The 15,644-nt window shown below is 46.2% G+C and carries 17 protein-coding genes; 6 read left to right on the forward strand and 11 right to left on the reverse strand.

Annotated features, from left to right (window positions below):
* Positions 1–9: 9 nt before the first annotated feature.
* On the reverse strand, positions 10–1,869 hold the full coding sequence (locus tag L3N51_RS06745; RefSeq protein ID WP_238026267.1) for a 4Fe-4S binding protein: 1,860 nt from the start codon (positions 1,867–1,869) through the stop codon (positions 10–12).
* Positions 1,870–2,352: 483 nt separating this feature from the next.
* Here L3N51_RS06745 and L3N51_RS06750 point away from each other — a divergent pair, with 483 nt between their 5' ends.
* The 3 genes from L3N51_RS06750 to L3N51_RS06760 are packed head-to-tail and all read left to right on the forward strand — an operon-like array spanning position 2,353 to position 4,932.
* Positions 2,353–4,455 carry an AAA family ATPase gene (locus L3N51_RS06750; protein WP_238026268.1) on the forward strand — a complete coding sequence of 701 codons (2,103 nt, stop codon included), beginning with the start codon at positions 2,353–2,355 and terminating at the stop codon, positions 4,453–4,455.
* Positions 4,456–4,474: 19 nt separating this feature from the next.
* Positions 4,475–4,732, forward strand: coding sequence for a hypothetical protein (locus L3N51_RS06755; RefSeq protein ID WP_238026269.1), 258 nt, complete (start codon positions 4,475–4,477; stop codon positions 4,730–4,732).
* Positions 4,733–4,737: 5 nt separating this feature from the next.
* Positions 4,738–4,932: a hypothetical protein gene (locus L3N51_RS06760; RefSeq protein WP_238026270.1), complete on the forward strand. Its 195-nt coding sequence runs from the start codon at positions 4,738–4,740 to the stop codon at positions 4,930–4,932.
* A 51-nt stretch (positions 4,933–4,983) separates the two neighbouring features.
* On the opposite strand, the gene L3N51_RS06765 is transcribed toward L3N51_RS06760, so the two are convergent.
* The 10 genes from L3N51_RS06765 to L3N51_RS06810 form a co-directional block, all read right to left on the reverse strand.
* The gene (locus tag L3N51_RS06765) at positions 4,984–5,760 is read right to left on the reverse strand and encodes a hypothetical protein (RefSeq protein ID WP_238026271.1); all 777 of its coding nucleotides are present in this window, start codon (positions 5,758–5,760) and stop codon (positions 4,984–4,986) included.
* 43 nt (positions 5,761–5,803) lie between these two features.
* Positions 5,804–7,657, reverse strand: coding sequence for a hypothetical protein (locus tag L3N51_RS06770; protein WP_238026272.1), 1,854 nt, complete (start codon positions 7,655–7,657; stop codon positions 5,804–5,806).
* A 9-nt stretch (positions 7,658–7,666) separates the two neighbouring features.
* Entirely contained in the window at positions 7,667–7,819 is a 153-nt protein-coding gene (locus L3N51_RS06775; RefSeq protein ID WP_238026273.1) for a hypothetical protein, read from the reverse strand.
* Between the two features lie 103 nt (positions 7,820–7,922).
* A complete protein-coding gene (locus L3N51_RS06780; protein WP_238026274.1) occupies positions 7,923–8,537 on the reverse strand; it encodes a DUF1404 domain-containing protein in 615 nt (204 codons plus the stop codon).
* 3 nt (positions 8,538–8,540) lie between these two features.
* Complete coding sequence (locus tag L3N51_RS06785) at positions 8,541–8,738, reverse strand: SepZ protein (RefSeq protein ID WP_238026275.1); 198 nt, start codon at positions 8,736–8,738, stop codon at positions 8,541–8,543.
* Between the two features lie 292 nt (positions 8,739–9,030).
* Positions 9,031–9,936, reverse strand: a complete 906-nt coding sequence (locus L3N51_RS06790) for a hypothetical protein (protein WP_238026276.1) — start codon at positions 9,934–9,936, stop codon at positions 9,031–9,033.
* Positions 9,937–9,973: 37 nt separating this feature from the next.
* Positions 9,974–11,623: an ethylbenzene dehydrogenase gene (locus L3N51_RS06795; protein ID WP_238026277.1), complete on the reverse strand. Its 1,650-nt coding sequence runs from the start codon at positions 11,621–11,623 to the stop codon at positions 9,974–9,976.
* Positions 11,624–11,659: 36 nt separating this feature from the next.
* The gene (locus L3N51_RS06800; RefSeq protein ID WP_238026278.1) at positions 11,660–11,902 is read right to left on the reverse strand and encodes a hypothetical protein; all 243 of its coding nucleotides are present in this window, start codon (positions 11,900–11,902) and stop codon (positions 11,660–11,662) included.
* A 5-nt stretch (positions 11,903–11,907) separates the two neighbouring features.
* Positions 11,908–12,513, reverse strand: coding sequence for a quinol oxidase (locus L3N51_RS06805; protein WP_238026279.1), 606 nt, complete (start codon positions 12,511–12,513; stop codon positions 11,908–11,910).
* 666 nt (positions 12,514–13,179) lie between these two features.
* A complete protein-coding gene (locus L3N51_RS06810) occupies positions 13,180–13,698 on the reverse strand; it encodes a hypothetical protein (RefSeq protein WP_238026280.1) in 519 nt (172 codons plus the stop codon).
* 332 nt (positions 13,699–14,030) lie between these two features.
* On the opposite strand from L3N51_RS06810, the gene L3N51_RS06815 reads away from it, so the two are divergent.
* The 3 genes from L3N51_RS06815 to L3N51_RS06825 form a co-directional block, all read left to right on the forward strand.
* A complete protein-coding gene (locus tag L3N51_RS06815; protein ID WP_238026281.1) occupies positions 14,031–14,237 on the forward strand; it encodes a hypothetical protein in 207 nt (68 codons plus the stop codon).
* Between the two features lie 9 nt (positions 14,238–14,246).
* Positions 14,247–14,705: a hypothetical protein gene (locus L3N51_RS06820; RefSeq protein ID WP_238026282.1), complete on the forward strand. Its 459-nt coding sequence runs from the start codon at positions 14,247–14,249 to the stop codon at positions 14,703–14,705.
* A 151-nt stretch (positions 14,706–14,856) separates the two neighbouring features.
* Positions 14,857–15,644: cbb3-type cytochrome c oxidase subunit I (locus tag L3N51_RS06825; protein WP_238026283.1), on the forward strand; the 788-nt coding region annotated here is incomplete at its 3' end.

The following is a 15,644-nucleotide window of genomic DNA, read 5'->3' on the forward strand; positions in this document are numbered from 1 at the left end:
TTTCTCACCTCAGAATGGTGGAGTGGCCTGAAGCGGATTGTACAGCAGGTTACCCAGGTAGGGGTTGTAGAAGGGTGCTGTGGGAGAGGCTGGCGAAGACATCCAGTACGTCACAAGCATGAAGGTAATTCCAAAGCCCAGAACAACCGCGTAATAGGTCCACTTGCTGACTCCGTCGGTCTCGGCTAGCATGTTTGAAGCCCTAATCCCCAGGTAGATTCCAAAGGCCATCACAGCCTCCATCACCAGGAGAACCCACCAGGCCGCGGTGGCGTTAAGGGGATCGTGCCCAAGAGAGTGAAGGAAGCTTCCCCAGAAGGTGGAGTAAATGTCACTGTTATGCATTCCGGCACCCGTGGGATCAAGTATTTCGTTGAGGATCAGCGGGGATCCTCCCAGGAACTTGGGCAGGTTCCTGACCAGTATTGAGGCTGCAAAGATGGGGATAAGCGCATAAGAGATGGAGGTGAAGCCCCACTTCAAGGGAACTCCTCTCCTCTCCTCGAATTTTGCAGCGAGAAGTACCACGAGGATGGGTATCACGTTAATGGCAAAGTAGTCTAGAGGGTTGGGATAACCTTGAGTGGAGTAACCAAACTTGGACAATCCAGGAACAAGTAACTGAGCGAAACTTGCCCAGCCCGTCACCTGACTTAACCAGGTGTCAACCATGGAGTAGAAAGGTAGCGCGTTGAGGAACTGGAAGAGGACTACCCCTGTGAGCAGAGTGACTGATAATGCAATGTCAAACCTCTTCTTCCCTCCAGTGAGGTCACTTAACCATGGGAACCTCTTTACCTGCCAGTCTATATTGTCGTGAGGGCATGCCTTGTAGCAGTCAGATGCCAGCCCGCACATGGGAGAGTTCTCCTTGCTACCAGGAGAGGCAAACCATGGACAACCGTGGAACTTATCGTTACCCCTCATGCAATCCTTGGTGGTGCAGGACTTGCAAACCTCTGGGTTCTTCGCCCTGAAGGTGCCGAGAGGTGAAATTGTCGTGGTGATAGCAAGTGGGGCACTTAAGGGGCAGATGGTCCTGCAGAACGTTCTGTCCTGGAAAAGCAGGCTGATGAAGAGCTCCAGTGCGCCTATATATATCAACACCACGGAAGTTAGCTCCGGGATTCCTGGACCTCCTATGTTGTAAAACTCCTCCATCCACGTCAACACTGAGAAACCCACAGCAGAGTAGAAGATGGTACTGTATTTTATGGGCCATCTCAAGTTCAACCCCAGTTTCTTGCTCATCTTTTTCCATGGGTGTAGCCTGTGGACCCACTCTGCCTGACCGCTGAAGGGACACGTCTGACACCAGGCCCTTCCATTGGCCAGCCACGTCAATAACCAGAGGAGAGGGAACCAGAACAGCCAGCTAATATCTGACGCAAAGTTCACCAGTGATATTCCTGCGGGGCCCAGCTTCTGATAACCAATGAGACCAACCACCATGACCACGTAGAATATTACGAAACTGGGTAGAATTATGGCGAAATGTGCCCAGCTCTTCTTGAAGATCTTGGAGACGAGCCTGGAAACCGGATTATCTCCCTCAAGCAGAGATGGGCGATGCTCGCAAATCTCCTTGCCCACCCTATCCACTCTCTTCACGATCTCCCTTGGGGGAGAGGCAAATACCCAGGTGTTGGAATGGGATTTCACTGTAAGGTCAAGTACTAGGTTTACAGCCAGTATTGTGAGAGCTGTGGTGAACAGCAGTACACCAGTCTCAATCAACAGGACCTGCCTTAGTAACACCGCTAAGCCAGTAAACACTCCAGTACCCACGGTGGAAAGTGCCACATAGAAATTGAATCTTCTTTCGTAATTCTTTACCTTTCCAGTAACCTTATACTCTAACTTCTCCATGATCTCACCACTTTTATACATAATTTAACATGACTATACATTTTTGTGTATAACCTCCCTTTCTTAATCTCGAGACATCTCTTATAAAGATTTCTAAGATTTGTTAACTTACATGAAGTTTGAAAATAAATTATTTAAACTTTATCCTGTCTTTGCTATAAAAAGATAATTATAATTAGGAATATCTATTAAGCACTTTCCGGATATTTAAGTAAAGAGAAAGGGAGTGGATAAAAGGATACATAAATAGATCAGGTACTCGCCAAATAGTATTAACTGTATAAAGGTTCTACACATTCATTATTTAATGAACTATTTCATGGGGTAACGCCCTATAAACCTAGATTTTATTGTTCTCAGATCTATAAAATATTAGCCTTTTTGAGATAGTGGAAGCAACTCTTTTAAAATTTGGGGATTTCAATGCGTTGGATTTTCTTATGAAAATTTTTATCCCTAGCAGTATTACATTAACTGATAGTGATGACTAACGAGTTCTTTGCAAAGGTCTTTAATGGGACTAGAAAGGTCAAGAACAGGAATACCTGTCTCTTTGATCCAGAGCTCATGAGATCAAAGGGAATCTCCTACGGGGAAACCGTTGTGCTGGTAACCAACAGACTCTTTCCACTCCTTGTACAGGAGGATAGGGAGAACACCGGTGGTGTCTCCGTACATGAGGACGTAATGAGGTACCTGGGAATTAGAAATGGAGAGAAGGTGGTGATTAGAAAAGTTGAACCTGTTCCCCTGAACTCCTTGGTTCTGGCACCGTCTGCGCAGAGAAACTTTGACACCAAGAGACTAAACCTGGAGCTCAGAAGTATCCCTGTATCAAGGGGCATGCCACTGAACACGAAGCAGGGCGAGTTTGCAGTGGTATCCTTCGAGCCCAGGGCTGAGGTGGGCATGATTGTAGGAGAAACGGAAATCGAAATCACCGGGGAGGTAATAAAACAGACCCAGAAGAATATACCGCTGGTGTCCCTGGAGGACGTGGGTGGTCTAACAGAGCAGATAATGTCTTTGAAGGAGATAATTGACATAGCACTGGTTAAGCCTGAGGTTCCTAGGCTGTTTGGTTTCCGTCCTCCAAAGGGAGTCCTGCTGTATGGCCCTCCAGGGACAGGGAAGACCCTGATCGCCAAAGCCCTCGCAAACTCGGTTATGGCGAACTTCTTCTTCATAAGTGGGCCCGAAATAGGTTCCAAGTATTACGGGGAAAGCGAGAAGAGGCTGAGGGATATCTTTGAACAGGCTGAAAAATCTGCTCCCTCCATGATATTCATTGATGAAATTGACGCCATAGCACCAAACAGGGATGTAACTAACGGCGAGGCTGACAAGAGGATAGTGGCACAGTTACTGACTCTCATGGACGGCGTGTCCTCCGGTGGAGGGCTTTTGGTCATTGGTGCGACAAATAGGCCCAATGCCATAGATCCAGCATTGAGGAGACCTGGAAGATTCGACAGGGAAATAGAGATACCGGTCCCAGACAAGAGGGCCAGGCTTGACATAATCAGGATTCACACAAGGAGAATTCCCCTGGCTGAGGATGTGGATCTTGAGGCAATAGCGTCAATGACCAATGGGTTTGTTGGGGCGGACCTGGAGGCCCTTGTGAGGGAGGCAACCATGAGTGCCCTGCGCAGAACCCAGAACCCCGAGGAGGCGAGGGTCACCATGGCGGATTTCCAGAACGCCATGAAGGTTGTGGAACCCTCAGCACTCAGGGAATTCAGGGTGGAGATCCCCAACGTAACGTGGGAGGACATAATAGGACTGGATCAGGTTAAGCAGGAATTGAAAGAGGTGGTTGAGTGGCCCCTCAAATACTCCAAGCTTTACGAGGAAATGAGGGCTGACGTTCCTTCAGGAGTCATGTTGTATGGGCCACCGGGAACAGGGAAAACCATGCTTGCTAAGGCCGTGGCGCACGAAAGTGGAGCCAACTTCATTGCGGTGAGCGGACCGGAGCTCATGAACATGTGGGTGGGAGAGACGGAGAGGGCAATCAGGGAGGTGTTTAAGAGGGCCAGGCAGGCCTCCCCCACAGTGGTTTTCTTCGATGAGATAGACGCCATAGCCACTGTAAGGGGATCTGACCCAAACAGGGTGACCGACAGGGCACTGAGCCAGATGCTGACAGAAATGGACGGCGTCTCCTCAAGGAAGGAGAGGGTGATATTTATGGCAGCCACAAATAGACCGGACATAGTGGATCCAGCGCTCATAAGACCAGGCAGGCTAGAGAAACTGGTCTACGTTCCCCCTCCGGACTACGAGACCAGGAAAGTGATGTTTCAGAAACTGGTAACCAGACATCCCTTCGATGACTCAATTGACTTCTCCTATCTTGCAAAGATGACAGAGAACTTCACGCCTGCGGACATAAAGGGAACTGTGAACAGGGCAGTTCTCCTCGCTATTAGAAGGTCAGTGAAGGAGGGGAAGACTTCCAAGATAACGTTCGAAGACCTTGTGGAGGCCTTACGTTCAGTGAAGCCCACAGTCACTCAAGCCATGGTAAACTACTACAACTCATTCGCGGAAAGGGTGAAGCTAACTGGTACATACGCTTGAGATATTTTCCATAGCCGGGTTGTGGGTCTACTCCGTGGGAATGTCGGGGATATTCACGCTGATAGTGCTGGGCATAGGATGGCAGGACTTCGTCAGCTGGTTGGATCTCTTCTATTTATCAAGTATTGAGATAAAACTTATATTCATGATAATTCTATATCTTGGCATTCTTGGTATTTTGGAGGGAACTGTAGTGTATGCCCCAGCTTATCTGATAATGGTGGAGATGATTCCATTTCTAGTGGTATTATTTGCAAGAAAAATATTTAGAAGGTGAGATATGTGCCCACAGAGGGAATGAGATCGCTTGTAAATCTTGTCCAGATAGGTCTCCTTTTTGCCATAGTGCTGTTCATGGATATAATATTCGTGAAAAGTTCCCTGCTATTCATGGGCATTTTGGCACTGGACCTGGTGGTTTGTGGAGTTCTCCTGTTCTTCGTGATAAAAGATGTTCAGAAATATTTTGACTACTAGTCAGTAACTGCAGAAAAGGGCTGGAGAGCGTTTAATTGGACTTCCCCGAGGTTACGTGGGCCTAGATACTCTCTCTGTCTTGAACGAGGTTACATAGTACTGAATCATTCCAGAAATTATGCCCACGTCAAATAGCCAGGGCGTAATCAAGCTCAGGAGCGAACCCAGGGCCAGCAACACGTAGATGTACCTCCATTTACCCTTGAAAGCTATCCCTACCACCGAGAAACCCAGACTCGCAACGAGCGAGAAATACCTCCAGATCAACAGGTTCTCAAAGATCACTGGCGGGAAGGTTGAGATCCCTATGAGGGGAAACAGGCTCAGGTTATTTTTCCCCCTGCTCAAGGAGATTAGGTAGAGGGACAGCATCTCGGCCATCATGGGATAGAAGAACCAGTAGCTATTCAGGGAGTTATCCAGGGCCGAAACAGGACTGGAGAAACTCCTCACCCCGAACTGGGCAAGTCCAAAGGTGAGACCCATGAGACCCTCATTGAACACCACCAGACCCGAAAGGGAGTAGTAATGATACCACTTGAACTCTATCCTATCCGTGAGTCTTTCAGCAACCGCAAAGAAATATCCCAGAAGGAGTATCATGGAGGCCATGTTTACTCCCACAGCTATTCCAAGGTTAGTCTCGGTGGGATTGAAGAGGTAAATTGATGCCCCAATTAACATGAAGGCCATCATGAGGAAGGCAAAGTAAAGGAAGAAAGTCCCAATCTTTGTGGTAACCTTGAAGACGTAGTAAAGGAGGACCACAATCACTGCGACCATGAGGGAGGCAATCCCCATCAGGAGCACGATGTTAACGCTTTCCATGTATAAAGATTGTCTACAGAGTAAAAAAGTATAGTAGAACCACTCAAGGCTGTCTTATCTTGCTTACGTCCACCTTGCAGGTAGTGGAGCTCCTGATCACGTAGATTAAAAGGCCCACCAGAATTCCCACCGAACCAATGGTGAATCCCAGTTCGCTATAGAAGGTCATTAGGGCGCTGGACACCGTTAACACCGAGGTCACAGCGTATCCCACGGTTGAGAGCCCACAGGAAGGACACGCTGTAAGCACGCTGAACGCAGTGAGGGATCCCAGGTTCCTCCTCCTGGTCTGGAAAACCAGGGCCCATATTGCTCCGGATAACAGGGAAGATGCGATAAGGGCCAGCAAGGAGGCGGGATAGAGGTAAAATCCTATCACTCCAGGGACGTATATGGTAACCGCTGGGGCATACATAGGCTCGCCATATGGCAGAACCAGGACCGGCGGGTAAGGGTATCCTGTGGGGGCTATTATCATCATCTTCGTCACAAGCATCTCCACAATACCGTAAACCACGCTCGCTATCACAAAGTATTTCCTGTTGATCTTGGGAATGGTGTACCTGCTTCTGATCATTACGTACCCCCCATAACCCATGAGGACCAGTCCCGCTACCATCAGTCCGGTGGCAGAAAGTGTCATTGTCTCCAGGAATATCAGATCGTATCCGTTGTAATCCAAGAAATAGGCCGAATGGGTCATAAAGAACAGAATCTGGGACACCACAGCCACCGCCCCAAGAAGTATCCAGGTCAGCCCATCATTCCTAGATCTAATACTGAACTGTGAGGGAACAAGGGAGTACTGGCTCATCTTGTCCCTTATATACTGAAGATACTGGATCCCCGCCAACCACGCTATGGGTGTTCCAAAAATCCACGCAGTTATCCAGAGGAGTATCGCCTGTCCTCCAGTGATGTTATAGAACGGAATTGGAGATCCCAGAACTAAGGATATGGGACCGGGCATTATGAGCGACCAGCCAATGACATGCAGGAGTCCCAGTCTAACCCAGGGTTTAAGAGAGGTATAACCTAGAGATCCCACCAGACCTGCAACGATGGATATTGCGGAGAAGGCCCAAGTGGGAATGAAGGGGAAAAGTAAGAATTGAACAGTAATAAGTACCATAGAAACTAGGAACAGACCCCTTCTAATACCCTGCGATATGCTTATTCCCCTGGAGAGTATGTAACCCCAGATCCCTCCGGCGAGAAGCCCGTCAACTATCCTCACAAGGAAGAATACTGTGGATGATGGAATAAGAAACATGGCACCTGTGAACACGAGGGCCGGCACAATCCCATGCTTCCATTTCATCCACGCAAAGGGATTGGATCCTGTTATTTCGGAAGCTATCACCAGCGAGGAAATGGTGAGAATTACCCCCGCCACGATAGTTAGAACCTCTCCCAGCGTGTCCATGAAGGCGATTGAAATAAGGAACGGTATGTTTGAGACCGTTGCACCTATCAGGGCAGTGAAAAGCTCACAGGAACATGAGAGCGACGTGGCAAGAAGACCCAGGGAAACAGCTAACTTGTGGGTACTCTTCGCCCTCATCAGAGAGAAGAGGGCGATATACAGCGTTACGTTAAGCGCCACAAGGAAGGAGAGAATGAATGAAATCCCCAGGGAGAGCGGAGTCATGGCCCAATCGAAGTACCTTGTGGTGATGGCGAGAAAGGGCCCCCAGAGGGGATAGGGCATCTGAGAGGGAGCTACGGGTGTAGATGTGGTGACCACCACGTTAACTCCCTGAGGCAGGATAACATTACTCACGAGTAGTATCCTGTCCACATACTGATAAAATACAAAATAGAGTGCAAAAGTCACGAAAAAAACTACCTTGCTTTTCTTCACGTTAAAAATATCGGTTAACTTTACGGATTCCAAAGGACCCCCTCATGAGGACTCTTGTTTCACCAGCTGATCGAGGTCAACCTGGGGATCCTTGTCGGCCTTCCACATGATGATGTAGTACCATATTGGAAACACCACTGACATTAGAAAATAATTGACCTGATAGAGGTTAAGCTGTGTCTCTAAAAGTGCCATTATTTATCAAGATAGAATACTAAGAAATGATATAAAAACCTTTCGAGGTTTCGGTCAGGTAAAAGGCCTAGAGAATGGGAAAAATCTAGTGAGTAGAAAAAGATTAGAATATATCTAGATCCTTCAATATCTTTACCATGTAATACGTTGAGGGAACGAAGGCCATAGCAAACAGGAAGTAAGACGTCTCCACCAGCTGAGAGACAGAATAGGGTTTATACACGTCCACAGCATAATAGGATCCCATTTCCAGGAAAATTTCTGCCATTGTGGCCATCATGCTGAACACAGCAAAAATTGTGATACTCTTCCATACCTTCGTCATGGCATCCCAGCCTATACCTGAGAGCAATCCAGCAACGGTGAAGGATACCACTTGAAGGACTCTAGCACCCGCATTGGTTACACTTGCCTCAAATGGCCCAGGAATATACCAGTAGGTAAGTAGTGCGCCACCTATTAACCATGACAGCACCAGCCCTCTTGTCTTATAGTTGAAATCAAGAAAGGACGAGAAACTTCTGCCTCCCTTGTTATACATGAATCTGGCCAGCCATATCCCCATAAGACCTGCTCCCCAAACCAGCATCATATCAAAGGAGAACTTGGCGACCTCCTGTGAAGCTGAAATCTCTAAGGAAAACGGATTTATACTGGCCACAATTAGGGCCAATCCTAGAAAAAGATATGAATCGCTTGTCCTAGGCGTTATGTTCACCCCCTAATTCCACAGTCCTAAAATAACTCCCCCTGCCACTAGCACTGCTCCAGAAAGTGGAACTATGGCAACAAAGGCATCGTTGGCGTATTCGGTGTATGGTAAGGTTTGTATTAGAAACAAATCTGATATCCACGCAGCCACCCCTATAGCTGCTATGACTGATCCCAAAACCCTCCTAGCAAATTTTACTCCAGCCATACTTATCATGTTTTACTTAATTATTCTACTTTATAAATGTTTATGGCAGGATCATAGGTGTTCATGATATTTTTGTTGTAAAAATGCAATTTACGTGTATATCTTATAAAATGAGAGGATTTCTTAAGTCATATTTCACGAGGTGACGTTACAAGAAGCAGAAAATGATGAATTGACCCTCCCCCTTACCTTAGTGCTCCCAGTGAGGAGCGAAGAAACGTGGACCTCTTACTCACGCAGAAAGTAGTCGATCACAGAGCATAAAGATCGCAAACCCCTACTTGTAAGGTTATCATTCAGTTTTTTGAGGAATTTTCTGTCCACGGAGCAAAGCCAGGATGGATACTGCAGCAACAGGAATTAGAAGGTAGACCGTTGTATCAACAGTGTCGAATACCAGCGCCCCGAAGAACAGAGCCAATGACGCGAGGGATACTGCCGGATCCTTCTTGTAGAGGAGGAACGCTGATCCCAAGCCCAGGATGGCTACTGCGAATATTATGGGGGGCATCCAGTCCTTCACACCCAGTATGCCTAGAACATAGGGAAATACCACACCTATCATGATTCCCAGACCAGGAATGGCATTCAGGTAAACTAGCGCACCTATCACAACCGCTAGCGCGACTACCGGAAGCAAGAACTTCTTTGAAATACCCCGTCTGAGCGCATACACGACGAAACCCGCCCCTGATATAATTACCGCGTAAGCCATGACTTGACCAGCGAACGCGGTTATAGCCCCATAGGCAGAGCTGTTGCTCAGCTGAATAAGCCAGTTCCCTATCAGGACAAGATAGGCCAGCACGTCAGGTATGAAGGCGAATAACAGGATCCATTCCCTAAGGTAAGCAGATACCATAATTACCGTGGAAATCAGAATGATCACATAAACCAGCGAGTAGAGAACTGGTGGATTGAATGAGGTATTATCATAGCCCAGGTAGAGATGGACCGCATCCAAGAGGAGGGAGAGATACAGACTGGCCCAGATTAAGGCCTTACCTTTACCATTAATCCTTGAATAGTAACCTGCCATTCCCACCAGTATTGGTTGAAGTATAAGGACAAGTCCAAAGGCGATCTCCCCTATCACGAACATGATTGAAAACACTCTCTCCACCATAGGCGTACTTGCCGCCATGCCGATGGGGATAACCCCGGCCAAAAATTCTCTATTGAATAACAATTCAAGCATGAGAGCGAAAACATAAATTGTAGAAAAAAGGGTTAAATTAACTCCTGGCTTGCGGTCCATTTCCTATCTGCCTAAATATCTTGATTATTGTATTAAACCTTACTATTATCTGAGTTGGAAGACCCCTGTAGCTCATCAGGAAGAACGCCACAGCAGGAGCTGCAAAGGCATTACCCAGAAGGATGAGTGGCAGGAATCCTATGGAGCTGGAGTTGGCTGGCTGGATGTAGAGGTTCCACCAGAAGGATATGGACTTGAAGTCTACAGACTCTCCAGATCCACCCTGGAACACGGCAAATGCCACGTGATAGGTATGACCTGGCTGTAACTGGATCTGATAGTTTGACTCTCCCTGTCCTCCGGATACTCCCACAGTGGAGAAAGTCCTGGCGAACTCCGCTATCATGTACGGACCTGTTGGAGAGTTAACGAACTGGAAGCCCGTAGCCACTACTGATGGGTTCCACAACTCTGAGCCGTTCACCATCCCGTTCATGACCTGGAACGGATTGACGTGTGGGTTGTTAAGGGATGGGAATGCCACCTGGTAATTGCCTCCTATGTAGTAAATTGAGGAGCCGTTAACGAACGCATCAGCAATTATTCCTTGATTTGGCAAGTATCCCAGGTTGAGGGGATCCTTATACTGGGGGTAGTGAGTATAGGGAGGTGGTGAAGTTCTGCTAAACAATGTTGGACCAGGATAACCAGTATCTTGAGTGTTGTTGGCCCTAGGATTGTTGTTCAATATCCACAATTCGGCCTGTCCTGCTGAGAGCGCACCTGAAGTACCTGGCATCATGTGCGGGGTGTAGGCTACTTGCGTCCAAGAGCTAGGAACTCCCCCTAGTAGCCACATAATTGCAAACCTCTCTGGATACATGTAGGTACTGTTGTAGAACAGGGAAACATAACCAGCTGTATCCTCTGGATAGAACAGGTTGTACGTATCCTGTCCCCAGGTTGTACCATTAAGCCCCATGGCCAAGAACTGGCTCAATGAAGTTACGGGAGTTCCGTTGTAGTCGAGGTTTATTGAAGTGATGTTTATTGGATTACCATTGTTGAGCGGGTTACCCTGTGGATCTACTGCACCCACTATTTGACCATATAACTTGCCACTCTGGTTGTATACGTATATCGTGATAGGGTTAACGAGTGCCTGACCTGGTGGATAACCCATTTGCTTAGATGTGGGGAGAGTGTAGACCGAGGCTACGCCCTGGTCGTTTGCGCTATAGGATACATTAACCACCCACCATCCTTGAGGTACAGAATCCACGAAGGGTTGCCATAATTGCCCTGTGGGTGTTCTCTCCGGACATGCTAACCAGGATTCTTGTCCCACTACACGTGCCTTCATCAGAATGAAGATGTAGGGAACTCCCTGTACGTAAGTCCAGGCGGCCTTCACGTACACTATAGTCGTATGGCCGGAGATTCCATCAGGTACGGGAACTGTGGGTTCTAACGGAACTGAGCTCCAGGGTATTTGCTGCCAGAATATCTCTGAACCTGGATCTCCCTCATTGATCTGGGCATTGGGAATATAGTATGCTGTCACGGTATTAGCAGCATTTGACGCGGCATTGAGTAGAACATCTGCACCATAGGCCACACCTACTAACACTAACATAAAAACGAAACCTAGAATGAGAAGAGTTTTTACGTTATTTCCATTAGCCATTCTTTCTCACCTCACGAACTAGGGAAAAGGAAAACATCATTTCCTTGACCTCCTCCTCAGTTCTGCGTGAGATAGGAGAGAGCCTATCCCGAACAGGAAAATGGCAAGACCAAAGAAGTTAATGAAGTAATTTGCAGTTGTCCCTGAGGTTAAGTTCATTCCATTTACATCGAAATACTCTGCGGGATATGTTACTGTCCTCGTGCCCGCCACAAGAACTATTAGACCAATAATGGCGAGGATTATTCCAAGATACAGAAATGAATTACTGTTCGCCATCTTCTTCACCCCGAAGAGTTCACATATGGATCCCAGGTTCCCTGTGGCATGACACCGCCGGTTATCTGGGAGGCCAGAGTTGCATTGGAAGTTGCCAGGATGGTACCTACTAGCCAGGAGTGTCCTAAACCAGTGGCAACTGTACCGCAGTACTCAGCACACGCAACGTGATATAGTCCTGGTTGTGGAAACACGTATACTAGGTATGAATAATAGCCGGGCACCGCTTCGGCACCTACGCTCAGAGGAATAGTGAAGTTGGAGGTCGCTGCCTGGATGAAGAATTCGTGGAACACATCAACACTGTGGATTACGAACACCACGGGTTCTCCTACTGGAACAACCGTGAAGTTCGTATAAACCTTATCATGAGGATAAAAGTCCCAGTGCCATTGCTGACCAGTAACGTATATTATAACGTATGGACCCTTATAGGAGCCTATAGCGTTGGAGAACTCAGCGTGAACTACACCTTCACCAGCAGGAATATGATCAGAGACGAAATTGGGATTGAATCCCATGTAATCATAGGTGCTATACTGTGTCTCCAGGGATATGATAGCCACAATACATAAAACGAAGAATAGAGCTATTACAGTACCTCGTTTCACCTTTTCACCTTAATAACAACCCCAATAAACCTACTTAAAAACCTTTTGTTTCTTTAGTAAGATACCATTTTCGTGTATTTCTAAAATAATAATTATAGATATTGACTCATTGACTCAAGGTCTTTGAGATTGTTAAGGTAAATATCATTGTAATTTTCATATTCTTCCTGCGGTGGCTGGGGAGATAACGTTTCACAACCAACTTATAGTACCCTGGAATATCTGGAAAAAGAACTATGTTAAAAATGGTTTAGTAGGCTAAGGCGTCACCACGATTGGCAAAAAAACCTAGTTTTCAGAAAATTCACACAACTTGAATGAGATAGGTACAACCGTACATTAACGGGGTTTTACATTAACGGGGCTTAAAGATTTTTTAGTATGCTTATTGAATAGGTAATCATAGTAAGTTTTTTTATTTTAGAGGAAAACGGTCATAGTTTGAAAGGGACTGTTTTCACTGATTGTTCATTACATTTTCACTAATGTTGTAAAACTCTTGATCATCCTAACCACTAAAAGTCCAATGCAAAGCTACTGTCCTTACAATTTTAATTTAGAGACATAGATTAAGATCAAATATTAAGTATTGCTCTGGTTTATAGGAACATCTCCAGAGATTTCATTGGGAGGAAAACTCCGTGTAATGAACAAGTCATCATAGAATTAACTAATGATAATCTCTGCGTCCTGTTCACCGCTCTTTACACCCTCTATCAACCCCAATATGGTGTGAAGCCATCGGGAGTGAGGATCGGTGAGATTAGAAGCTAACTTAACCTTAACCTCGTTCCTCACTAGCTTGAGACCATAGGTGCATTCAGTTATCAACGGACAGGATAGACAACCAGCCTTTTGGTCCAGTTTCATAGTTACGCCAATTTTTCCATTTGATACGAACGCTATCTTATGAGGAATTAGCTTAATGCAGTTAGCCTCATATTTGTAAGATAGAATTGCCCTGAATGCTATGGCATTATCTTCCATGAGTTTCATCTTTCTAAGGTCCTTCAAAAGGGAGTAGTAGTAACTCTTGCTAATCCCTGTTTTACTCCAATCATCAGAAGTCATTACGGAAAAGTAGGGTTCGTTTAATACTGTCTCGAACACTTCCTCTCTGAGAAGCAGAATCCTGGCACTTTTCTTCGTGGGCCTTTCTATCTTCAGGAGCCTGTAGTGACACATGAGGGATCCTTTTTAATATAACTGTTGATTTGTTATTTAAAAGCTTTATTTTCCTTGAGTATGCTCTATTTTGGGCACTTATAGAAACACTTTCTAGATAGAGGCCTTGAAATGTAAGGCCAACAAAGTAATGGAAGCCTTCCCTTTATTCTTCCCATGAAGGGATCGGTACTAATTCAAGCTTTTCTACATTTAACGGGTCATGATGGATTGAGTTCCTCTCCACCAAAACCCATTGGTTAGGAACCTTCCTACCTCAAATATCACTTATCGAGGAAAATAAGGAAAGGTTTTTATTTTTGTTAGATTCGAAAGTTATACGTGAGCATAAAATGAACATGAAAGTCTGGGGTCTAATAATTCCTGGAGGCTTTTTGGTAGCCATATCGGTGATAATGCTCACCCTTTACAGCTATACCTTGCTGAAACCCAACCCTGCATCCTTCGCCTTCACGGTGACTGGCACTGACCTAGCTGGGCTGGCCATAGCTGTTGTTGGGCTAGCACTTATAATGGCCGGTGCATATATGCAGGACTGAGATGGGATGGTGAAGTTAAGAACTTTTTTTGTGGTGGCCACGGTTGTGGTGTTGATAGCCCTAACGGGATATTTTGTTTTTCAAAGCTTAATACCAAGTTCTGAGTTCGTTCCGTCGTATAACGTATCCTATGGGGTATACATTATCCCAGTGTATGCTCACGGTAGCATAAATTATCAGACAATCAAGGGTTTGAAATTGATTATCGATAACGAGGATAACAACACAGTCGTGAAGATATCGTCCATATCCAATTCCACATTCTCCACGACTCCCACGGTTTACTATTATCTGGAGTCCGTACCTCTTTCTAATGGCTCCATAGTTTCAGCTTATGCTCCGGTATACGAGATCTACGTGGGTTATGACACTCTGGTTATACCCGTCAATTTATCTCCAGGTAAATATAATGTTGTCCTAACTGACGGAAACCAGTTCTCCTTCACTGTGCTGAACGCAACCAGCTAAGATATGAATTTTCTTTTTAACAATTTTTATAAAAATTTCCCGTTCTTTTAAACACGTTGTACTGGACTTTCTCTGATCGATATCAGTCCTTCGATTTTTTATAAAAACGTCTCAGTTTAAAGAATTCTTCTCCAACCTGATCTTGATAGATATGGCTACGCGAGAGGAAATTAAGAAGCTTGAACAGGAGAAATTACTGGAATGGAGCAGGAAGTATCAACAGGTACAGGAGAGAGAAGCTAGGAGATCACTCCTGGCGAAGGTTCTCTATACCGAAGACTACAAAAACCTGAGCATTAAGCTGTTACTGACAGCTATAGCATGGCTGTTCATTGGAGGAGCCTTCGCGCTGTTCCTGAGGGGTCAGGCTGGACTGAGCAGTGAAGGCGTACCAGTGGTCCTGGATCCTGCGTACTACTTCCAGGCCATGACCAACCACGTCATGGACATGGTGTTTGGCGCAGCCTTCACGGCAGTATTCTCCCTTGCATTTTATGTAATACCCGCTCTGAATGGGTCAAGGCTCGTGAAATGGCCCAAGGTCGCTAACTTCGGCTTCTGGCTAAACAATTTTGCGCTATTCATGATGAACCTAGGAGGAATACAGAACCAGTATCTCTTCACTTTCCTCAACCCCCTACAGGCTTCGGTAACCTGGTACATAGGATATGGAACCATGGTTATCGCCGAATGGTTAGAGATGGCCTCTGTGATAGGTACTAGCTTTGAGGGCAGGGTGCAGGGCAAGTTAGTTCCCACTCCCATAGGGTTCATTGTCATGGACATGATAATGATGGCCTTGGCAAATATACCTGTCTTTATCGCTGATATGTGGAGCCTGCTTTCCCCAATCGGAGGATTGAACATCTACCTCTTCGGCATTCCCAACGCTGAGGTGTGGAAGGGACTGTTCTGGTTCGCTGACCACCCGCTCGTGTA

The sequence above is a fragment of the Metallosphaera javensis (ex Hofmann et al. 2022) genome (assembly GCF_022064045.1).
GTDB classification, from domain to species: domain Archaea; phylum Thermoproteota; class Thermoprotei_A; order Sulfolobales; family Sulfolobaceae; genus Metallosphaera; species Metallosphaera javensis.

Bases quoted from the DNA above. Each gene is read 5' to 3' on its own strand.
- L3N51_RS06750 (WP_238026268.1), top strand. From the start codon at position 2,353: ATGACTAACGAGTTCTTTGCAAAGGTCTTTAATGGGACTAGAAAGGTC.
- L3N51_RS06790 (WP_238026276.1), bottom strand. From the start codon at position 9,936: ATGCTTGAATTGTTATTCAATAGAGAATTTTTGGCCGGGGTTATCCCC.
- L3N51_RS06810 (WP_238026280.1), bottom strand. From the start codon at position 13,698: ATGTGTCACTACAGGCTCCTGAAGATAGAAAGGCCCACGAAGAAAAGT.
- L3N51_RS06745 (WP_238026267.1), bottom strand. From the start codon at position 1,869: ATGGAGAAGTTAGAGTATAAGGTTACTGGAAAGGTAAAGAATTACGAA.
- L3N51_RS06785 (WP_238026275.1), bottom strand. From the start codon at position 8,738: ATGGCTGGAGTAAAATTTGCTAGGAGGGTTTTGGGATCAGTCATAGCA.
- L3N51_RS06795 (WP_238026277.1), bottom strand. From the start codon at position 11,623: ATGGCTAATGGAAATAACGTAAAAACTCTTCTCATTCTAGGTTTCGTT.
- L3N51_RS06775 (WP_238026273.1), bottom strand. From the start codon at position 7,819: ATGGCACTTTTAGAGACACAGCTTAACCTCTATCAGGTCAATTATTTT.
- L3N51_RS06765 (WP_238026271.1), bottom strand. From the start codon at position 5,760: ATGGAAAGCGTTAACATCGTGCTCCTGATGGGGATTGCCTCCCTCATG.
- L3N51_RS06800 (WP_238026278.1), bottom strand. From the start codon at position 11,902: ATGGCGAACAGTAATTCATTTCTGTATCTTGGAATAATCCTCGCCATT.
- L3N51_RS06815 (WP_238026281.1), top strand. From the start codon at position 14,031: ATGAACATGAAAGTCTGGGGTCTAATAATTCCTGGAGGCTTTTTGGTA.